The organism is Klebsiella sp. 10-1, from assembly GCF_009758445.1.
Classification (GTDB): Bacteria; Pseudomonadota; Gammaproteobacteria; order Enterobacterales; family Enterobacteriaceae; genus Klebsiella; species Klebsiella scottii.
Genome location: NZ_WQRE01000003.1, coordinates 697385 through 719261 on the forward strand (window position 1 = coordinate 697385; position 21877 = coordinate 719261).

Consider the following 21877-nt stretch of genomic DNA (forward strand, 5'->3'; position numbering starts at 1 on the left):
TTACCGGCAAGAGATGATTGGATAAACGCGTCTGGTATTTCTCAAATAAGACTTTTCTTTGCTGGTTTTTGCATTTCAGCATTACTGTATACATTGGTATTCTTTTCTGGTTCCATTTTCATCGCAGACCAAAGGATTCAGCTGAGTGCGGTACTTCGCCTCCTGAAGCCGCTATTTCATGAGCCGGAGCTGTATTACCTATGTTGAATCTGATAATCAAACGTCTGATGCAGGCATGCGTGGTGGTTTGGTTAATGGCGACGCTGGTCTTTTTCGCCCTGCACGTTATTGGTAGCCCGGTCGATATTTTATTGTCTCCCGATGCCACCGAGCGCGATCGGCAGCAGCTGATTGCTGAACTTGGACTTAATCTTTCGCTGTGGCAACAGTACGGGCTTTTTTTACAGGGCCTCCTGCACGGTGATTTGGGACGCAGCTACGTCTTTAATCAGCCCGCTCTGACGCTTATTCTGCAGCGCTTCCCGGCCACGCTTGAGCTGGCGGTCAGTGCGACTTTGCTGGCTATTATTATCGCCTTGCCGCTCGGTCTTTATGCGGGGCTAAAACCGGATAGCTGGCTGTCAAAAACCATTATGGCGGGCAGCATCCTGGGCTTTTCTCTGCCGACGTTCTGGGCGGGTTTGCTGCTGATTATGTTTTTCTCGGTCGGTCTGGGATGGCTGCCCAGCGGCGGACGCGGCGAGATGAAAACCTTTTTGGGCGTTCAGTGGTCTTTCCTGACCGGCGATGGATTACGCCACTTATTACTCCCGGCCATTAATCTGGCCTTATTTAAAACCGCCCTGTTATTGCGTCTTACCCGCGCCGGCGTGCGGGAGGAGATGTCAGCGAATTATATGCGGCTGGCCAAAGCTCGTGGGTTATCTGAGTTCAGAATGACGTTTGTCCACTTATTAAAAAATATTGTGATTCCCCTGATCACCGTGGTGGGAATGGAGTTCGGTTCGGTTATCTCTTTTTCGGTGGTCACTGAGACAATATTTGCCTGGCCCGGCATGGGCAAACTGATTATTGACAGTATTAATATGCTCGACCGGCCGGTTATCGTCGCCTATCTGATGATCATCGTCACCCTTATTGTTGTTATAAATCTCGTCGTGGATATTCTCTCATCGCTGCTTAATCCGCGAATCAGAATAAATGCGGGAGCAAATGCGAATGGCTGAGGCAAATATGGTGATACCGTCGACGCCGCAGCGCAAACAGGGCATACGGCAATTTTTAAGGCGCTACTCGCGTTCAAAAAGCGCGTTATTTGCTGCGTTGTTGATAGGGCTGATTATTATTGCGGCCTTTGCCGCGCCTCTGCTGGCTCCGCAAAACCCTTACGATCTTCAGCAGCTCAGCATTATTGACGGGCAGCTGGCGCCGGGCGCACAGGGCAGTTCCGGCATCCTGTTCTGGCTGGGCAGCGACGATCAGGGGCGGGATATGCTATCGGCGATACTATACGGACTGCGTATTTCGCTGGGCGTCGGTTTTGTTTCTGTTTTTTTCGCGGCCATTATCGGCGGGTCCCTGGGGCTGCTGGCTGCCTATCGCGGCGGTAAAACCGATGCCTTCATTATGCGGCTGGTGGATTTGCAGCTCTCCTTTCCGGCCATTCTGGTGGCCTTAATGCTGCTGGCTTTCTTAGGTAAGGGTATCGGTAATGTGGTGCTGGCGCTGGTTATTGTTGAGTGGGCGACCTACGCCCGGGCCACGCGCAGCACCGCGCTTGTCGAAAGTAAGAAAGGCTATATTGAGGCCGCGGTCTGCCTTGGGCTGCCTTTACATCGCATTCTGTTTCGCCATCTTCTGCCGCAATGTTTGCCACCGCTGATTGTGATTTCCACCGTACAGGTAGCGCGGGCTATTGCGCTGGAAGCGACGCTCTCCTTTCTGGGGTTGGGCGTGCCGGTGACGGAACCGAGTCTCGGCTTGCTTATCGCCAACGGCTATCAATATATGTTATCGGGTGAATACTGGATCTGCTTTTACCCCGGCATTGCGCTGATGGTGACCATCGTCGCGATTAATATAGCAGGGGATCGCCTGCGGGACGTGCTCAATCCATGGGCACAATAAACGACTTACTCCGGCGGGGAGAGGCATGATGAGGCCAGTTCTTGAAGTTGAAAACCTGAGCGTGGATCTTCAATCCGACGGCGAGTGGCGGTCGGTCGTCCGCCATATTTCCTTCACGCTTGACGCCGGTCAGACGCTGGCCTTGGTCGGCGAGTCGGGCTCGGGGAAAAGCGTTACGGCGGCGGCAATCATGCGGATTTTGCCCAAAAAGAGCACGCGCGTTACCGGCAGCGTACTGCTGAACGGGCAGGCGTTATTGCCGCTGAGCGAAAAACAGATGCGCGCGGTGCGCGGCGGCGATATCGGCATCGTTTTTCAGGAGGATTGCCTGAACCCGGTGCTCACGATTGGCTATCAGCTTATGGAACATCTGATTCAGCACCAGCAGCTGAGCCGCCGTCAGGCGCGACAGGAAGCCATCGGCCTGCTGAAGAAGGTCCGACTTTCTGCAGCGGAAACGCGGATGGATGACTATCCGCATCAGCTCTCCGGCGGGATGCGCCAGCGGGTGATGATTGCGCTGGCGCTGGCGGGTCGTCCGAAAGTGCTGATCGCCGACGAGCCCACGACCGCGCTGGATGTGACTATCCAGGCGCAAATTATGGCCCTGCTCAAGCAATTGCAGCGTGAAGAGGGGATGGCTGTCCTGTTTATCACCCACGATATGGGCCTGGTGGCGGAAATGGCCGACAGAACCCTCGTGATGCAGGCGGGAGAAGTAAAAGAAACGAATCTTACCGCTGCTCTGTTTGCGCATCCGCAGGATACCTATACGGCGCGGCTGCTGGCGGCCGCCCGCCATGATGCGCTGCCTCCCACCGCGCCCTCCGCCGCAGAGCCGCTGCTGGAGATTGAGGGACTGACCTGCCGTTTTAACCTCCGCGGCGGCCTGCTGGGACGGGTGAAGCAGCGGGTGCATGCCGTTGAGCAAATATCCTTACAGCTCAGGCGCGGCGAAACGCTGGCGCTGGTGGGCGAGTCGGGCAGCGGCAAATCCACGCTGGGGCGAGCGCTGGTGGGGCTGGTCGCGCCGCAGGCTGGCCGCGTCCTCCTCAATGGCGAACAGATCGTTGCGCCAGGCCTGCCGTTACGAACCGATCGCGCGTGCCGCGTGCAGATGATCTTCCAGGACCCGTGGTCCAGCCTGAATGCTCGCATGACTGTCGGCGAGGCGATTGCAGAACCGTGGATTTACCATCGGCATGGCGACCGGCATCAGGCGCGTGAAAGGGTTAGCGAGCTGCTGAAGCTGGTCGGGCTTACGCCGGGCATGGCGACGCGCTACCCCAATGAATTTTCCGGCGGCCAGCGTCAGCGTATTTGCATCGCGCGGGCGCTGATCATGGAGCCTGAGGTGATCATTGCCGACGAATCGGTATCCGCTCTCGACGCGCTGGTGAAAATGCAGGTCATGCAGCTGCTGAGCGACCTGCAGCACAAGCTCGGTACGGCCTTTCTGTTTATTTCTCATGATATGTCGGTGGTCAGACAGTTCAGCCATCGTGTCGCCGTCATGCAACGCGGCGTCATTGTCGAAACGGGGCGTAACGAGGATATTTTTCAGCGGGCGCAGCACCCCTATACCCGCCGTTTACTCAGCGCGGTCCCCGTTGCCGACCCTTCCCGACGCAGCAGGGCGCCTGAACTGGATAACAGCGAGATAGTGCATGCGGTTATGCCGGCCAATGCCGATGTTCCAACGCTGGTTTATCGTCAGATTGCGGCTGAGCATCAGGTCGTGGTGAACCGCTGATATGACCATGATGCTGACCCGCGAACTGGGGGACATGATTGCTTCCGCCCGCCAGATACCGTTCGGCGACGATGCGCTGCATTACGCCAGACGCGACCTGATCGACACGCTGGCGGTGATGCTGGCGGGCAGAAACGAGGATACCATCAGCAGGCTGGCGCAAACGCAGCGCCTGCTGGCGGAGGATACGCCCTCGGATATTCTCGCCTTCGCGCTGCAGGCGGGCGCGGCGGCGCACGTGCTGGACTATGACAACGTCGCGCTGGGCGGGCACCCCGCTGCCGTACTGATCCCGGCGCTACTGGCGCTGGCGAGGCGCTTTCCGCTGTCCGGGCGCGCGCTACTGGTTGCTTACGCCACAGGCTATGAAGCGTGGGGCGAATTACGGCGGCGGCATCCGGTGCTGGCGCACGCGGCGGGCTGGCATCCCAGCGGGTTAATCGGCCCCATAGCGGCGGCGGCGGCCTGCGCCTCGGCGCTTGAACTTGATGCGGTTAGGGCCCGGCACGCGCTGGCGATTGCGGCTTCGCAAAGCGCGGGACTGATGGCGAATTTCGGCACGCCGGTTAAGGCGTTGCATATTGGCTTCGCCGCCAAAGCCGGTCTGTTTGCCGCGCTGCTCGCGCGTCAGGGCATTACCGGCAATGACGCTATTCTGGAACAGGAGCGCGGCTGGCTGACGACCTGGTCGCCGCACCATCCCGCAGACAGAACGACGGCGCTGGCATTACGGCAGCAGGACTGGCTACTGGCGCGCCAGCCTGCGGCAATTAAATATTATCCGGTGTGCTATGCCGCTCACCGGATCGTGGACGCCGCGCGCCAGCTCTATTTGCAGACGGCCGCGCGCCGTGCGGATATTGCGCGCATCCGCCTGATGACCAGCCAGCGTCACAGCGATATTTTGCGTTTCCGTAAGCCGATGGACCGCACGCAGAGTGCCTTTAGCCTGGAGTTTGTCGCCGCAAGCGCGCTCATCGATGGCGAACTGACGCCAGGTTCCTTACAGGATAAGAAACGTGCGCGTGCGGAGGTCTGGCGGCTGATGGCATGCTGCGAACGTATTGTCATTGCAGAAAGCGATCCCGAGCGCGAAGGCTTCGCGCCACAGGACCGGATCGAGATTGTTTTTCGTCAGGGAGATACGCTCTTCAGCCCGCCGGTGCGCTATGCCACGGGCGATGCGCGATCGCCATTAAGCACTGAACAGCTGCAGGAGAAATTTATTCATTGCCTGCACTGGGGCGGCGTAACAGAAAATAGCCACGCGCTGTGGGCGTCATTACAAAATATAGAGCAGCTATCCTGTGTCGATGAGTTAGATATTTATCGGCTGTTGCCGTGCTGTCAGTGATAATGACTAATAAACATTAAACATATTCATAGCAATATTAATTATTAAAATATTCCAGGCCGGATCGGCGAGAACTGTCAGCGGTGCGGGAAGGGAATGTCTTATCTTTCTGATTAAATGAAATTAATAAATACAATTTGCCTAAATTAAACCACCAGGAGACAGTCATGAATATTAACAGAAGACAATTTCTCTTCCGAACCGGCGCGCTGGCGGCGGCGTCGTTTATTCCCGTGGCTGTCACCTGGCCGGTGACCGGCTGGGCCGCCCGCTCCGTAGATAGCCTGGTATTGGGGTTCAGCAACGAACCGTCGTCGCTCGATCCGCACTGGCATATCGTCAGCGCTAACGCGGCGCTGACCACCTATTTATTCGATCGGCTGGTAAGATCGGATAATAAACAGCGCCCGCAGCCGGGGCTGGCAAAATCATGGCAGGTCATTGATGACACGACCTGGGAGTTCGAATTACAGGCGAACGTGAAGTTTCATAACGGCGCGCCGCTGACTGTCGATGATGTTATTTTTTCTTTCGATCGCGCCAGCCATATTGTTGGTTCGCCTTTTGCGTTACGAACCTATTTACATGATAAAACCGTCATTAAAATCAGCGACACGGTATTAAGAATAAAAACCCTTGCGCCAAATCCGATTGTACCTAATGAGCTGGCTACGGTAGCGATTATTAGCCGGAGCAGCGGGGAGGCGACGACCGCCGACTATAACAGCGGCAAAGCCGTCATCGGCACCGGTCCTTATAAGCTGGTCAATTATATTCCCGGCAACCGTATTGTACTGACCCGCAATGATGATTACTGGGGTGAAAAGCCGCAGTGGAAAGAGATTACCATCCGCCCGATTAGCGCGGATGGCGCGCGCGTGGCGGCGCTACTCTCAGGGGACGTCAGCGTCATTGAAAAAGTCGCGCCCAGCGATATCGCCCGCCTGAAAACCAACGACGCGGTGAATTTGACCCGCAGCGTGACCAATCGAGCCATCTTTCTCAGCTTCGATCACGGGCGTAAACGTTCACCGTTTATTCGCGATAACGCGGGTCAGCCAATTGATAACCCGCTGCTGGACTTACGGGTCCGCCAGGCGTTTCAGCTGGCGATCGATACCCGGCTGCTCGTCAAACATATTCTCACCGACGCCGCGGAAGTGGCCGAACAGCTGGTGCCGGAAGGCATTTTCGGCCACAGCAACGCGATTAAACCCGTCATCGCGGATGCGGAAAAGGCAAGAGCGCTGCTAAAAGCCGCAGGGTATCCGGAGGGCTTTCGCATTACGCTGCATTCGCCGAACGATCGGTTTATTCGCGACAGCGCCGTTGCTCAGGCCGTGGCGCAGATGCTGACGCGCGTCGGCATCAAAACCGAGGTGGAGACCATGCCCAGCAGCGTGTTTTACAAGCGCGTCACCGGCGACGCGCAGGGCAGCGAATTCAGCTTCTTCCTTGTCGGTTACGGCAGCGCCACCGGCGAGTCTTCTTCGCCCCTGCGCTCACTGCTGCACACCATCGATAAAGAAAGGGGCTACGGCTCCAGCAACCGCTCTTTCTACAGCAACAAGAAGGTGGACCAGATTATCGAACAGGGGCTGGTCACCCTTGATGATGGCAAACGCGAGGCGCTTTTCGCCTCGGCTATTGAGCTTGCCATTGCGGATGTGGCTCTGCTGCCGCTTTACCATCCCATCAACGTTTGGGGGTTGCGTAAGCCGCTGGTCTATCCGGGACGCAGCGATGAGCAAACCATTGCGATGGAGATCGGCGTATCCGGCGACGCCGGAGCGCAAAAATGAAACACCGGGATCCGATCCGCGCCGGGCTGCTGGTACCGGCAGGCAATATGGCGCTGGAGTATGAGCTACCGCGCTGGCTGCCGGAGAGCATCGCGCTAAACGTCGCTCGCGTGTGGCGACCGGGCGGTACGACGCTCTCTGCCTCAGCGCTGGCAGCGATGCAGCAAAATATCGCCCCGGCGCTCGATCAGCTGGATCGTCTGCCGTTAAGGGTGGCGCTGTTTGGCTGTACCAGCGGCAGTTTTGTCGGCCAGCCCGATGCGCCGGAAGCGATTGAACGTCAAATCACCGCCGCTCTCGGCGTTCCCGCCGTAACGACCGCCCACGCGGTTATCAGGGCATTGCGGGCGCTGGAGGCGAAGCGAATTTATATGATCACCCCATACCCGGAAGAAATTAATCTCGCCGAGGTGGCGTTTTTACATCGCTACGGGGTGGAGACCACCGGCTATCAGTCGTTCAACTGCTCGTCGGCGTACCCCATTGCGGCCGTGGATAGCGATGAAATTATGGCGCTCGCCATCAGGTATGCCGGAGCGATCGGTCGGGCCGATGCGCTATTTATCAGCTGCACCAATCTGCTGACGCTGGAGATTATTCCGCTGCTGGAAGAGGCGCTGGGCGTACCTGTAGTGACCTCTAATCAGGCATCGCTGTGGGCGCTCCTGCAGGCGCTTAATATAAAGTCGCGTAGACCGGCGGGCCATCTGCTGTCAGTAAACGAATGAGCTAACTATACGGAAACTGGTTATGTTGCAAAGAGGAACCCGAATTGCCGTCGATATCGGCGGCACATTCACCGATATTGTATTGCAGCGCGCCGACGGCACGCTGGTGTCGGCCAAACGTCTGACGACCCACGGCGCGCCGGAAGAGGCCGTATTACAGGGCATTGATAATTTGCTCAATGAGACGGCGACGGCGGCGACGGAAGTGAGCGCTGTCGTGCATGGCACCACGCTTGCCACTAACGCGCTCATTGAGCGCAAGGGCGCGAAAACGGCTTTGATCACGACCCGGGGTTTTCGCGACACGCTGGAAATCGCCCACGAGCATCGTTTTGACGTTTCCGACCTGTATATGAAACGTCCGGAACCGCTGGTGCCGCGCGCGCTGCGCTTTGAGGTCGTCGAGCGGCTGGCCGCCGACGGCAGCGTGCTGACGCCGCTGGACCCGCGCTCGCTGGAAGAGTTGCTGCCGCAGCTGGATGCGCAGGGAATTACGTCGGTGGCGATCGGTTTTCTGCACAGCTATGTCAACGGCGAGCACGAACGGCAGGCCGCGGAACTCCTCCGCCGCGCGCGCCCAGGCCTTTCGATCACCCTGTCGCATGAGGTCTGTCCGGAGATCCGCGAATACGAACGTCTCTCCACCGCCTGCGCTAACGCCTACGTGCAACCGACCATTGCCCGCTATCTGCAGCGGCTGGATCGGGGGCTGCGTCAGCGCGGCATCGCCGGTCAGACTCTGCTGATGATGTCGAATGGCGGCCTGACCTCGCTTGAGCAGGCCTGCCGTTTCCCGGTACTGCTGGTGGAGTCAGGCCCGGCGGGCGGGGCGGTGTTTGCCGCCCATATTGCCCGCGAAGCGGGGATCGCCGAAGCCATCGCCTTCGATATGGGCGGCACCACGGCGAAAGTGGTGTTTATTGATGACGGCGTGCCGCAATACGGCCGCGAGCTTGAGGTGGCGCGGGCGTATCGCTTTCTGAAAGGCAGCGGCATGCCGCTGCGTATTCCGGTAGTGGATATGGTCGAAATCGGGGCAGGCGGCGGTTCGCTGGCAAAGCGCAACGCGCTCGGCCTGATTGACGTTGGTCCGGAAAGCAGCGGATCGGAGCCGGGGCCCGCCTGCTACGCGCGCGGCGGCGAACTGCCGGCGATTACCGATGCCGACCTGCTGCTGGGCAAGATCGACGTCGCGCGATTCGCCGGCGGCAAAATCGCCCTGTCGCGGGACAACGCCGTGCGCGCTTTACAGACGCACCTCAGCGATGATTCCGATCGCGACGGGCTGCAGGCGGCAATGGCGATGGTCGAAGTGGTTGATGAGAATATGACTAACGCCGCGCGGGTTCATGCGACCGACCGGGGCCTGACCATTGAAGGCCGGACGCTGATCGCCTTTGGCGGCGCGGCGCCGATGCATGCGGCGCGCGTCGCGCAAAAGCTGGGTATCGATCGGGTCATTATTCCCAAAGGCGCGGGCGTCGGATCGGCGCACGGCTTTTTGCTGGCGCCGCTGGCCTGCGAGGTGGTGAAAACGCAGCTGCTGGCGCTGGAAGCATTTAGCGCCGATCGTGTGAACGCCATTTTCGGCCAGCTGTACCAGCAGGCGAAAGCTACGCTGGCGGCTGGTTCGCAGGATGAGTCCGCGCTGCATCAGGAACACACCGTTTATATGCGCTACCGGGGGCAGGGGCATGAGATTCCGGTGCGCCTGAGCGGAAAAAAACGCTATGAAGATCGCGACGCCGCATGGCTGACGGCCCGCTTTGAAGAGGAGTACTCCCGCCACTTTCATCGCACCATTCCCGGCATGCAGGTGGAGTGCCTGACGTGGGGCTTGCGGCTGAGTCTTGCGACCGACGTTCCACAGGCCCCCGCTATACCGAATCACGATCCGTATACGCCCTCGCCGCAGGGTGAGCAGACGTTGGTTGATCTCGCCACGCTGTCGGCGCAGCGGGCGGGGATCTATCTGCGCGAGGAGTTACGCATCGGTGCACGACTGCTGGGACCGGCGGTTATCGCAGAGAGCGAAACGAACACCGTTGTGCCGCAGGGATTCAGCGTCACCCTTAGCCGCCAACAACATCTTGTTTTGCAAGCCCACCGGGAGGAAAAATGAGCGCTGCTATTTCCGATATTCAGCTGCAGGTTATCTGGAGCCGCCTCATCGCGGCGGTAGAGGAGCAGGCCAGAAGCCTGATTCGCGCAGGGTTCAGCACCTCAACCCGGGAAGCGGGTGACGTTTCCGCCGGCGTATTCTCCCGGGAGGGGGAGATGCTGGCCCAGGCGGTGACCGGTACGCCCGGACATGTGAACTCAATGGCCCGTTCGGTGAAGCATTTTCTCGCCGCCTATCCGTTGGAGACGCTGGCGCCGGGCGACGTGCTCATTACGAACGACCCCTGGAAAGCAACCGGCCATCTGTCGGATATTTCGGTGGTCACGCCGGTATTTCGTCATGGACGCGCCGTCGCGCTGTTCGCCTGTACCACGCACGTGGTGGATATCGGCGGCAACGGTCCGTCGCCGGAATCGCGCCAGGTCTTCGGCGAAGGGTTGTTTATCCCGATCATGAAGCTGGCCGAGGGCGGCGTCGTTAACGAAAGCCTGCTGCAAATCGTGCGCGCCAACGTCAGGGAGCCGGTGCAGGTCGAGGGCGATATTTTTGCGCTGATGGCCTGCAATGATGTCGGCAATCGCCGCCTGCAAAAAGTGATGGACGAATATGCGCTGGCGGATTTCTCCGACGTCGGCGCGCGCATTCTGGCCTTCAGCCAGCGGGCGATGATGGCCGCGATCGGCGCGCTGCCGCACGGAACATGGCGCAATAGCATGCAGGTTGACGGCTATGAGCAGCCGATCGATCTGGTTGCCGCGGTCACCATCGACGACAGCGGCATCCATATTGATATGGAAGGGACCTCCGGGCCGTCGCGCTACGGCATTAACTGCCCCTTGTGCTATACCGAAGCCTATGCGGCGTTTGGCGTGAAGAGCCTGATTGCCCCCGCGCTGCCTAACAATGCGGCGACGCTGGGATGTATTACGCTGCGGGCGCCGGAAGACTGCATCGCTAATGCCCACTGGCCACGACCCGTCGTGGCGCGTTCCCTGGTTGGGATGTTTCTGCCGGACCTCATTTTCGGCTGCCTGCGCCAGATCCTTGCTGATAAAACCCCGGCGGAAAGTACCGGCAGCCTGTGGAATGTGCGTTTGGCCGCACCCGCCTCTGAATGGGGAAAAGCGTATATGACTACCAGTTTCCACAGCGGCGGCGCGGGCGCGAGGCCGCAGAGCGACGGGCTTTCCGCCACGCCGTTTCCTTCCGGCGTGAAAAATGTGCCGGTGGAAATCACGGAGGCCATGACCAGCGTCGTGGTATGGGAGAAATCTCTGCTCCAGGATTCCGGCGGCGCGGGGCAATACCGCGGCGGGCTGGGGCAGCGCATGGTTATCGGCAACCGTTTTCCCGTACCGCTGGCGCTGTATGCTCGCTTCGACCGGGTTAACCATCCCGCGCGCGGCAGCGAAGGAGGGTTGCCGGGACGCACCGGTCGGCTTTACCTGGCATCGGGTAAGCCGCTGAACGCGAAAGGCATTCAGGAGATCCCTTTCGACGATCGACTGGTGCTGGAAATGCCCGGCGGCGGCGGTTGGGGAAAGCCGCAGCAGCGGACAGAGCAAGATATTCTTGCCGATGTTGAGGCGGGATATATTAGCCAGGAACAGGCCATCGCCGTTTATGGCATAGACGCGCAGCGCCTGAGATAAATTAATCAACGTTGTTAGTACGCTGGCCCATTCACAATAATGGGCCGGGGATTTTATTACCTAAACTCTGGGGAAGTTAATGAAAGAAATAATTCTTATGGCATTATTTGTCAGCGCCTCATCGACCCATGCGGCGGAAATTTTTAATAAGGATCAAAATAAGCTGGATCTGTATGGCAGCATCCGTGCGAGACATTATTTCAGCGATAGCAGCAGCGTTGATGGTGACGCGTCTTATGTCAGGCTGGGATTTAAAGGCCAGACTCAAATTAACGATAGCCTGACCGGATTTGGTCAGTGGGAATATAATTTTCAGGCCAATAACTCCGAAGGCAGCGATGCCCAGGACGGCAATAAAACGCGTCTGGCCTTTGCTGGCCTGAAGTTTAACCGCTTCGGCTCCATCGACTATGGACGCAACTGGGGGGTGACTTATGATGTGGCGTCGATCACCGATAAAGCGCCGATCTTCGACGAGCTGACCTACAGCACTGCGGATAACTTTATGACCGGCCGCTCGACCGGTTTGCTGACCTGGCGTAACAGCGATCTGTTCGGCGCCGTTGACGGACTGAACGTGTCGGCACAGTATCAGGGCCGCAACTCAGAGCGGTCGGCTACGGCTACTAACGGCGATGGCTACGGTTTCTCGCTGAGCTATGAACTGGTCGATAATCTTACCGTTCTTGGTACGTACAGCACGTCAAAAAGAACTTCGGCTCAGCAGCAGCTGAAGTGGGGGGAGGGCAACCGCGCCGAGATTTGGGCTACCGGGATTAAATATGACGACAACCATTTATATCTGGCGGCGCTCTATTCCAACAGCCATAACCTGAATAAAATCAGCTCATCCGGTTATGCCAACGAAGCCAACAGCTTTGAGGCCGTTGCCTCATATCTGTTTTCCTCCGGTGTAAAACCTTTTGTGGGATATTTCCAGTCGCGCGGGGAAGATATTGAAGGGGTAGGTGAAACGAACATCATAAAATATGTTGATGTCGCTATCTCATACTTCATTAATAAAAATATCCTGGCCTATGCCGATTATAAAATTAACCTCCTGGATGATAATAATCCGCTGGGCGTCAATAGCGATGACAAATTTGGCATTGGGCTAACGTACCAGTTCTGATATCAGATGACATAACGCAGGCGTTAATAAAAGGGTGGCGGCATGAACAATGAAAAAATGCATAGCTCGCACTGGGGCGTTTTTCGCGTCTCTGAGGAGAGTCAAGGGCTCAAAGTGAAAGCCTGGGATGACGATCCGGACCCCAGTCCGCTATTAGGTAATTTTACCGGTTCTGCCGACCACCCGACGCGAATTGTTAAGCCGGCCGTCCGACGCGGCTGGCTGGAGAACGGCCCGGGCCCTGACGATCGCCGGGGCGCGGATGAGTATATTGAGATGGAATGGGAGCAGGTCCTCGATCTCGCCGCCGATGAACTGGCGCGGATCAATCGCCAGTACGGGCCAGAAGCGGTTTTTGGCGGATCTTACGGCTGGTCAAGCGCCGGGCGCTTTCACCACGCCCAGAGCCAGGTGCATCGCTTTCTGAATACCACCATCGGCGGCTACGTTCGTTCGGTCAATAGCTACAGTTCTGGGGCGGCGGCGGTGATCCTGCCCCATATTATCGGCGAATTAAATGAGGTGGCCCGTCGCGGCGTCAGCTGGGATGATATCGCCGCGCATACGGATATCATTCTCTCTTTTGGCGGCATGGCGCTGAAAAATTCGCAGGTGGCCAGCGGCGGCATCAGCCGCCATACCGAGCGGGAGTTTATGCGTCAGGCCGCCGCAAGAGGGGCCAGGTTTATCAATTTCAGTCCTCTGCGAACGGATATGCCGCCAGAGGCCCGCGCCGAATGGCGGTCGGTCGTCCCCGGCAGCGATGCGGCGCTGATGCTGGCGCTGATCCACGAAATTGTCGTCACCGGGAGTGCCGACCGGGCGTTTCTCAGTCGTTACTGCGAGGGCTGGCGGCAATTCGAAGCCTACGTGCTGGGCAACACCGACGGCCAGGCGAAAACGCCGCGCTGGGCGGCGGCGATTTGCCGGACCCCGGAAGACAAGATTGCCTCGCTGGCCCGCGAACTTGTCGGTAAGCGGGTGCTGGTAACGGTCTCACACTCATTACAGCGCGCGGAACACGGCGAGCAGCCGGTATGGCTGGGGCTGGCGCTGGCGGCGGTATTAGGCCAGCCCGGATTACCCGGCGGCGGCTACGCCTATGCGCTGGGGGCGATTGGGCATTACGGCAAGCATCATAACGTGGTTGCTTTCCCGGCGTTCCCGCAGGGGGTGAATCAGGTTAATACCTTTATTCCGGTGGCCAGAATTGCCGATATGCTGCTTAATCCCGGCGAACGCTATGATTTTAACGGCCAGCGGCTGACCTATCCGGCGATTAAGCTGGCATGGTGGGCAGGCGGCAACCCGTTCCATCACCATCAGGATCTCGGCAGGCTGCGTCGCGCCTTCAGCCGGCTGGATACGCTTATCGTTCATGAACCGTTCTGGACGGCCACGGCGCGTCATGCCGATATTGTTCTGCCTGCCACGATGACCCTTGAGCGTGATGACATCGGCGGCACGCCGACCGATCCTCTGCTGGTGGCGATGCAGAAAGTGAGAGCGCCGCAGGGCGAGGCGCGGGACGACTATACGATTTTTGCGGCGCTGGCGCGACGGTTTGGCGCGGAACGCGCCTTTACCGAAGGTCGCAGCAGCCAGCAATGGCTGCGCCATCTTTACGGCCAGATGCAGGCAAAACTGGGCGAGCACGCTATCCGCGTCCCCGATTTCGACGCCTTCTGGCAGGCAGGAACGCTGCTGTTGCCGCAGATTCAGGACGGCGATCGGCTGATGCGGGGCTTTCGAGCCGACCCGGACAACGCCCCGCTAGCGACGCCCAGCGGGAAAATAGAACTCTTTTCCCGCACCATCGCGCGTTTCGTCTATGCGGATTGTCCGGGACATCCGGCGTGGCTGCCGCCGACTCAGCAACCCGATCGGCAGCACTCTCTCTGGCTTATCGCGAATCAGCCGGCCACGCGCCTGCACAGCCAGCTTGATTTTGGACAGTGGAGCGCGCGGCACAAGCAAAAAGAGCGGGAAATATGCCAGATTCATCCGCGGGATGCGCTGAAAAGGGCGATACGTACGGGCGATATCGTGAAGATTTTTAATCAGAGAGGAGCGCTGCTGGCCTGCGCGAAGGTGACGGAAGACATCATGCCCGGCGTGATCCAGGTGCCGACCGGCGCATGGTTCGATCCGCTGGAGCCGCTAGCTGACGCGCCTTTTTGCGTCCACGGTAACCCCAACGTCGTCACCCTCGACGCAGGCACTTCATCGCTGGCGCAGGGGTGTACCGGGCAGATAGCCCCGGTAGAGATGGTCAAATATGAGGGCGTTCTGCCGCCGGTAAAGGCGTTTATTCCGCCGCGGCTGACGGCAGCCATCAAGCCGCCGCCGGAGGTATAATGCGCCGCCCGCGAAATTGCGGGCGTGTTTTAATTATCCAGCTGGCTGATGATGGCTAGGCGTGCGCGGTAGCCGTTGCGGATATGCAGGCAGGCGGCCTCCTGCGCCGCGTCGGCGTCGCGGCGGGCGAGGGCGTCCACCATTGCCTGATGCTCGCATTTCGCTTCTTCCGCCCGATCGGACAATGCGTAGGTCGTGCCGCGCAACAGAGAGAGATGGATACGCAGGTTATCAAGCATTTCATTAAGATAAGGATTATGAGTGGATCGATAAATTTGGCGATGAAACAGGCGGTTATGATCGTGCAGCGTTTTACTGTCGGTCATCGTTTTTTCAGCGTCGACCATCCTTTGCAGGAGCGCGATTTCTTCATCGGACGCGGCGGTCACCGCCAGCTGTATCGCGATTTTTTCCAGCCCTTCACGGACGGCAAAAAGCTGACGCAGACGATCGTAGCTGATATTCGCGACAATCAGCCCGCGTTTGGGGCCCGGTTCCGCCAGGCCGAGCGTTTCCAGCCGGTGTAACGCCTCACGTATAGGCGTTCTGCTCAGACCAAACTGCGCTGCCAACCGCGTTTCCTGTAATCGTTCTCCGGGGAGAAGTTCACCGCGTTCAATCGCGGTAATCAGTATCTCAAAAGGTGACAATGTCACATCACGCTCGCCAGGTTTTAAGTTCATAATTTTTAGGGGATATTTTCCAGTTTGCAGGTAAGGCTGCTGGGGTCGAGTGCAATTGATGATAGCGTCATATTGCCACAGTAAATAATGTTTTATCGCTCATTTTGTTATTAGCATAGCTAAAAAACATCTTTTGACCTTCGCTCCGTCGCTGATATGTTTACGCCATGATTTATTGTATACAAATGAATTCAATTAAGCATTGTATTGTTTTATATGATTTATTTTAGTTACCAGCATCAGGGAAACCCATCATGACGATATCAGACGTCGCATCTGTCCCATATCAGCGAGGGGCGCAACTCAGCCATTTTATTCATCACGCACATGAAATTCGCATCCCGGACCCGGTTCTGCATGAAGCGAAACGCGCGCTGATTGATTACCTCGGCGTAGCGCTCGGGGCGGTGAACGATGACGCGGTGCGGGCGGTGCGGCAGGTCGCAAGCGTCTGGAACGCCGCAGGCGAGGCGCGCATTCTGCTTGGCGGAACGACTACGCCGGGGCTGGCGGCGCTGATTAACGCCACTATGGCGCACGCGGCGGATTACGACGATACCCATCCCGCCGGGGCGGGCCATCCGGGCGGCCCGTGCTGGTCGACGGCGCTGGCAATGGCGCAGGCGCATCCGGTCAGCGAGGAACGCGTGCTGAAGGCGTTTATCGCCGGATTTGAAGTGATGGCGAAACTGGGCGGCGGCTGGGTGCCAGGCGTCGGACGCAATCTGCAGCGCCGCGGCTTTCATCCGACCTCGATCGTCGGGCGAGTCGGGGCGACGGCGGTAGCCTCTTCAATTCTCGGGCTTAACGAAGAACAAATACAAAACGCGCTCGGCGCGGCGGCGACCATGATGGGCGGCCTGCAAAAATCCTCCGGTACCCACGGCAAGCCTTTCCATGCGGGTAAGGCGGCAATGGACGGTATTCTTGCCGCGCAGCTGGCGTCCGAAGGTTTTGTCGGCGCGCACCATTTCTATGAAGCCGACGGCTGGGTAAAAAACTTTATTCAGGACGGCAGCGCGGAGATCCCGCCGCTCGATTTCGGCGAAAGTTGGGAACTGCTGACCAATGGCTACAAGCTGTATGCCAGCTGCCGTGGAACGCATGCCTCCATCGAGACCGCCCGCCAGCTTTACCCCCAGCTTAAAGGCCGGAAGATCGCCCGCATTGAGGCAAAGGTGCATCCAATGGGAATGGTGAACGCGGGGATCCTCAATCCGCAAACGCCGCTGGAGAGCAAATTCAGCATTCCGCACTGCATTGCGCTGGCGCTCAGCGGGTACGCGCTTACCGATACGGATTTTACGCCGCAAACGGTGGCCGATCCCGCTGCCCGCGCGCTGCTGCCGCTAATGAACGTTCAGGCCGTTGAGGGGCAGTCCGCCAGTTCGGCGTTTATTGACGTCTGGCTGGAGGACGGCGAGAAACTTCACGCCGCGACCGAGGTGTATCGCGGCCACGCGCAAAACCCGTTAACCGATGAGGAGCTGCGCGCCAAATTCGACTCTCTGGCGATTCCGGCGCTAGGCGCAGAGCGCAGCAGTGCGCTCTACCTGGCCGCCGCGCATTTTGAACGCCCCGGCTCGCTGGCGCAGATTACCGCGCTGCTGGCAGGCGACAACGCCGACTTTAGTAAGGATACCTATTAATGACCATTGCCAGACAAATGGCCGCAAACATGCTGCGTTTCTCGCGCCAGACGTTTTCACCGGCGGCGCAGGAGCAGGCGCGAACCGCCATTATTGATACGCTCGGCGTAACGCTGGCAGGCGGCGTACAGGACGGGGCGGAGAAACTTCGCCATGTGATTGCGCCTTCTGCGGCAACCGGTAAAAGCCGCGTTTTTGGCACCGCTTTGCGCCTTAACGCGCTGGATGCCGCGCTGCTGAACGGCGCGTCGTCCCATTTGCTGGATTTTGATGATTCCAACTCCTGGCTACATGGGCATATTTCTGTCGCCGTGCTGCCCGCCGTGCTGGCACTGGCGGATGAATATGAGCTTAACGGCGAGGCGATCGTGCGCGCTTATCTTTGCGGGTATGAAACCGCCGTGCGGATGGGCAAAGCGGTCAGCCCGTTCCAGTACCGGCACGGCTGGCATCCGACGACGACCGTGGGGATTTTTGCCGGTGTTGCCGCCTGCGCCGTACTGCTGGCGTTAACGGAAGAACAAACCGCGACGGCGCTATCAATTTGCGCGTCATTATCTTCCGGCATTAAATCCAACTTTGGCAGCCAGACCAAGGCGCTGGTGGTGGGGCAGGCGGCGCGCAGCGCGGTCATGGCGGCGCTGCTGGCGCGGGAAGACTTCAGCGCCGGACAGACGGCGTTTGAGCACCATCACGGCTATTTCAACGTCTTCAACGGCAGCGACAATGTTGACCCGTCCGCGCTGACCGAACCCTGGGACGGTACGCCGTACATTCTTGATACCGAGAAGAGCAACAACTTTAAATATTTTTCCTGCTGCTACGCGATCTTGTCGCCGGTTGACGGCGTGCTGGCGCTGCGCGAGCAAACGGGACTCAACCCGGAGCAGGTGGAGCGTATTGAGGTGCAGGTCCATCCGATCCGTTTCCCACATATCAATATTCCGCAGCCGGAAAATCCGCTGGCGGGGAAATTCAGCCTGCATTATTGCGTGGCGCGTGCCTTTGTCGCCGGCACCCTGACGCTGGACGATTTTATTGAAAACACGCGTTTTGCCGATCCGGCAACCCAGGAATTATTGCGCAAGGTGACGCTGAGCTGCCATGACGAGCCGACGACCCACAGCGCGTACGTGACGCTGACCGCCACCGACGGACGACAGTTTCATCAGCATATCGCGGGGGCTCGAGGCTCCAGCCCGGCGAACCCACTGCCGGAAGGCTTGCTGGCGCAAAAATTCCTCGATTGCGCTGGCCGGGTATTGTCTCCTGACGATGCGCGGGGGCTCTATGCGCGCCTGCTGCAAGACGACTATCGCTGAGCGGGACGGCCATGACATTACACTTAATCCCCGCCGATATTTCGCCGCTGTTTGCCGGCGTGATGGTGTTTTGCAGCTTTCTTACCTCGGCGCTGACGGCCGCGATGGGGCTGGGCGGCGGCACGGCCCTGCTGGCCGTGATGGGGCTGGGGATGCCGGTAGCCAGTCTGATGCCGGTCCACGGGATGGTGCAGCTGGGATCGAATCTCAGCCGTACGCTCATTCAGCGTATTTACGTCGTCTGGCCACTGGTGCTGTGGTTTTTGCTGGGCAGTGCCGTCGGCATCGCTCTCGGCGCGCCGCTGGCGGCCGTGATTCCGGACAGCGTGGCGCGCATCGCGTTAGCGGCGTTCATCCTGTGGACGGTTTTTCATAAGCGTGGCGAGGCGAAGCCGCTCAATAAGCTATTTTTCGTCATCGGCGGCGGGATCAGCAGCCTGGGGACGATGATTGTTGGCGCGACCGGCCCGATGGTCGCCGGGCTTATCAGCTCTCAGGGGCTGAAACGGCAGCCGCTTATCGCCACGCATGCGACCTGCATGGTGCTTCAACACGGGCTTAAGATTCTGGCCTTCGGCCTGATGGGGTTTGCCTGGGCCGCATGGCTGCCGGTGCTGACGGCGATGATCGTCAGCGGGGCGCTGGGTACCTGGCTGGGCTCGCGGCTGCTCGATAATCTGCCGGAAAAATTGTTTCGCGTGGTGTTCAGGCTAACGATGCTGCTGTTGAGCGCACAGCTGATATGGCAGGGCGTGCAGGGATGGCTGAGTTAGACCATTTTCTCATTTGTTCCGGCATATTCGTTCTTTGCCAGGGGCTGGGGGATGCGCTGAACATAGTCAGACAAGTTGATAGCAAATATTAGTAAATATAAAAAATTAACCGGGAAAAGGGGCGATTATGCGCAAAAGTATCAAAACGGTGGCGGCAATTCTGCTGATCGCGTCCGGGAGCTTCGTCCTCCCGGCGTATGGCGCAGACGCGTCCGCCAGCAGCGGCGAAACGCTGAAGAAAATTAAAGCCCGCGGAGAGCTGATTTGCGGCGTGCATCCTGCGCGCCACGGTTTCTCATCCATCGACAATAAAGGCAACTGGGTCGGGCTGGACGTCGATTTTTGCCGCGCGCTGGCGGCGGCCGTTTTTGGCGACGCGAAAAAGGTTCGCTTTACGCCGCTCTCCACGGCGCAGCGATTCCCGGCGATTCAGTCCGGCGAAGTGGATGTGCTGTCGCGCAATATCACCGCCTCGCTGACCCGCGACGTGTCGCTGGGGCTGAATTTTGCGCCGCCTAACTTTTACACCGGCACCGGCTTTATGGTGCGCGCCAACAGCGGTGTAAAGAAGATCGAGGACCTTGACGGCGCGACCGTCTGCATCACGCCCGGCAGCAGCACGGAGCAAAACGTGGCGCAGATCTTCACCTCTCGTCATCTGCACTATACGCCGGTCGTTATTGAGAATAACAAAGAGTACGTTGCCGCCTACCTGGCCGGGCGCTGCGACGCGATCGCCCGCGACAAGGTTGCGCTGCCGGGGGTGAAAAACTTCGACGCGGAAAAGCCGGACGACCATACGATCCTGCCGGGTATCTATTCGAAGGAGCCGCTGGCAATGGCGGTGCGCAAAGGCGACGACCAGTGGTTTGATATTGTTAAGTGGGTGGTTTATGCCACTTTCAACGCCGAGGAGCTGAAGACCAGCCAGGCCAACGTGGACGAGCAGCTGAAATCTGCCGATCCGGATGTTCAGGCTCTGTTGGGCGTGAGCGGCGACTTTGGTCAGAAGCTGGGGCTGGATAACAAATGGGCTTATAACGTGGTGAAGCAGGTCGGTAACTACGGCGATATTTATAACCGCCACTTTGGGCCGCAAAGCACGGAACCCCTCGATCGCGATCTGAATAAGTTATGGAACGACGGCGGCCTCCTGTATGGCTTACCGATCCGTTAACCTGAATGTCCCTGTTAGCAGGGACCTTTCTTTTGGTTTGTATGCCCGATCCTGACATGATGAAACAACCAGAACAAGCAAACACCTGCACAAGATCTCCCGCCACGCCGACGCAGGACGCCGCGTTTCGTCCTTCGTCGCTCGTCGGCAGCAAAACCACGCGCGCCTGGTGTTACCAGATCCTGCTGGCCGTGCTGCTGGTGGGTTTTTGCGGATGGCTCTACAACAACGTGGTGGAAAACCTGCAAACGCAGCGCATCACCACCGGCTTCGGCTTTCTGAAGCAAAGCGCCCAGTTCGCCATCGGCGAAACGCTAATCGACTATACCCCGCGCGACAGCTACGCCAGGGCAGTGCTGGTCGGTTTACTCAACACCCTGTATGTCACCGCCTGCGGCATCGTGCTGGCAACCCTGTTGGGATTCATCGTCGGTCTTGGACGCGTCTCGAAAAACTGGCTGCTGGTGAAGCTGGCGGAAGGCTACGTCGAGCTGCTGCGCAACGTGCCGGTTATTTTACAGGTGATTTTCTGGTCGGTGGTGATCCGCAACCTGCCTTCGCCGCGCGCGGCGATCGAACTGGGTGGGGCGGGTTATCTGACCAACCGCGGTCTGACCTTTACCGTTTTGCAGGCGCACCCCGGCTGGCTGTGGACGTTTTGGGCTCTGCTGGCGGCGCTGGCGTTAAATATCGTCCTGTCGACGCTGGCGCGACGGCTACGTGAGCAGCAAGGACGCCTGCTACCTGTCGCCCGCCTGCGCGTGGCGCTTATTATCGGTTTGCCGCTGCTGGCCTGGTGGTTAGGCGGCGCCCCCCATGCTATTGACCGCCCGGAACTGCGGGGCTTTAACTTTCGCGGCGGCTTTACCATCAGTCCGGAATTCACCGCCTTGCTGCTGGGAATTGCGCTTTATTCCTCCGCTTTTATTGCGGAAATCGTCCGCGCCGGGATCCAGTCGGTGCCGAAAGGGCAGCTTGAGGCGGCGCGTTCGCTGTCGCTATCGCCCTGGCATGTGATTCGGCACGTCATTATTCCGCAGGCGATGCGGGTGATGGTGCCGCCGCTGGCCAGCCAGTACGTCAGCCTGGCGAAAAACAGCTCCATTGCCGTGGTGGTGGGCTATCCGGAACTGGCGAATATCAGTAATACCTTAATGAATCAGACCGGACAGGCGCTGGAAGCTATCGCCATTATGATGGTGGTGTATTTGATTATCAGCAGCACAACCTCGCTGCTGATGAATATCTTTAACCGCTACGTCGCCATTAAAGAGCGCTAAGGAG

The 21877-nt window shown here is 58.6% G+C and carries 16 protein-coding genes; 15 read left to right on the forward strand and 1 reads right to left on the reverse strand.

What is annotated here, in order from left to right:
* Nucleotides 1–200 precede the first annotated feature (200 nt).
* The 10 genes from GO007_RS15080 (at nucleotide 201) to GO007_RS15125 (ending at nucleotide 14989) form a co-directional block, all read left to right on the forward strand.
* Nucleotides 201–1187, forward strand: coding sequence for an ABC transporter permease (locus GO007_RS15080; RefSeq protein ID WP_095101203.1), 987 nt, complete (start codon nucleotides 201–203; stop codon nucleotides 1185–1187).
* Nucleotides 1174–2088, forward strand: a complete 915-nt coding sequence (locus tag GO007_RS15085; RefSeq protein WP_370525561.1) for an ABC transporter permease — start codon at nucleotides 1174–1176, stop codon at nucleotides 2086–2088. The genes GO007_RS15080 and GO007_RS15085 overlap by 14 nt, the downstream gene beginning before the upstream one ends.
* Before the next feature lie 25 nt (nucleotides 2089–2113).
* Entirely contained in the window at nucleotides 2114–3841 is a 1728-nt protein-coding gene (locus GO007_RS15090) for an ABC transporter ATP-binding protein (RefSeq protein ID WP_198389047.1), read from the forward strand.
* Nucleotide 3842: 1 nt separating this feature from the next.
* Nucleotides 3843–5195, forward strand: coding sequence for an MmgE/PrpD family protein (locus tag GO007_RS15095; protein ID WP_095101207.1), 1353 nt, complete (start codon nucleotides 3843–3845; stop codon nucleotides 5193–5195).
* Nucleotides 5196–5362: 167 nt separating this feature from the next.
* Nucleotides 5363–6997, forward strand: coding sequence for an ABC transporter substrate-binding protein (locus tag GO007_RS15100; RefSeq protein ID WP_095101209.1), 1635 nt, complete (start codon nucleotides 5363–5365; stop codon nucleotides 6995–6997).
* On the forward strand, nucleotides 6994–7725 hold the full coding sequence (locus tag GO007_RS15105) for a maleate cis-trans isomerase family protein (RefSeq protein WP_095101211.1): 732 nt from the start codon (nucleotides 6994–6996) through the stop codon (nucleotides 7723–7725). The genes GO007_RS15100 and GO007_RS15105 overlap by 4 nt, the downstream gene beginning before the upstream one ends.
* Before the next feature lie 22 nt (nucleotides 7726–7747).
* Entirely contained in the window at nucleotides 7748–9847 is a 2100-nt protein-coding gene (locus tag GO007_RS15110) for a hydantoinase/oxoprolinase family protein (RefSeq protein ID WP_095101213.1), read from the forward strand.
* Nucleotides 9844–11499 carry a hydantoinase B/oxoprolinase family protein gene (locus tag GO007_RS15115; protein ID WP_095101215.1) on the forward strand — a complete coding sequence of 552 codons (1656 nt, stop codon included), beginning with the start codon at nucleotides 9844–9846 and terminating at the stop codon, nucleotides 11497–11499. The genes GO007_RS15110 and GO007_RS15115 overlap by 4 nt, the downstream gene beginning before the upstream one ends.
* A 79-nt stretch (nucleotides 11500–11578) precedes the next feature.
* Nucleotides 11579–12631, forward strand: a complete 1053-nt coding sequence (locus GO007_RS15120; protein WP_095101217.1) for a porin — start codon at nucleotides 11579–11581, stop codon at nucleotides 12629–12631.
* Nucleotides 12632–12673: 42 nt separating this feature from the next.
* On the forward strand, nucleotides 12674–14989 hold the full coding sequence (locus tag GO007_RS15125) for a molybdopterin-dependent oxidoreductase (RefSeq protein WP_095101219.1): 2316 nt from the start codon (nucleotides 12674–12676) through the stop codon (nucleotides 14987–14989).
* 29 nt (nucleotides 14990–15018) lie between these two features.
* On the opposite strand, the gene GO007_RS15130 is transcribed toward GO007_RS15125, so the two are convergent.
* Nucleotides 15019–15672: a GntR family transcriptional regulator gene (locus tag GO007_RS15130; RefSeq protein ID WP_095101221.1), complete on the reverse strand. Its 654-nt coding sequence runs from the start codon at nucleotides 15670–15672 to the stop codon at nucleotides 15019–15021.
* 254 nt (nucleotides 15673–15926) lie between these two features.
* Between GO007_RS15130 and GO007_RS15135 the strand changes: the two genes are divergently transcribed.
* The 5 genes from GO007_RS15135 (at nucleotide 15927) to GO007_RS15155 (ending at nucleotide 21873) form a co-directional block, all read left to right on the forward strand.
* The gene (locus tag GO007_RS15135) at nucleotides 15927–17321 is read left to right on the forward strand and encodes an MmgE/PrpD family protein (protein ID WP_095101223.1); all 1395 of its coding nucleotides are present in this window, start codon (nucleotides 15927–15929) and stop codon (nucleotides 17319–17321) included.
* Nucleotides 17321–18643 (forward strand): MmgE/PrpD family protein, encoded by a 1323-nt coding sequence (locus GO007_RS15140; RefSeq protein WP_095101225.1) that lies wholly within the window; start codon nucleotides 17321–17323, stop codon nucleotides 18641–18643. The genes GO007_RS15135 and GO007_RS15140 overlap by 1 nt, the downstream gene beginning before the upstream one ends.
* An 11-nt stretch (nucleotides 18644–18654) precedes the next feature.
* Nucleotides 18655–19416: a sulfite exporter TauE/SafE family protein gene (locus GO007_RS15145; protein WP_095101227.1), complete on the forward strand. Its 762-nt coding sequence runs from the start codon at nucleotides 18655–18657 to the stop codon at nucleotides 19414–19416.
* Nucleotides 19417–19543: 127 nt separating this feature from the next.
* Nucleotides 19544–20593, forward strand: coding sequence for an amino acid ABC transporter substrate-binding protein (locus GO007_RS15150; protein ID WP_095101229.1), 1050 nt, complete (start codon nucleotides 19544–19546; stop codon nucleotides 20591–20593).
* Nucleotides 20594–20649: 56 nt separating this feature from the next.
* Nucleotides 20650–21873, forward strand: coding sequence for an amino acid ABC transporter permease (locus GO007_RS15155; RefSeq protein WP_095101231.1), 1224 nt, complete (start codon nucleotides 20650–20652; stop codon nucleotides 21871–21873).
* The last annotated feature ends 4 nt before the right edge of the window (nucleotides 21874–21877 follow it).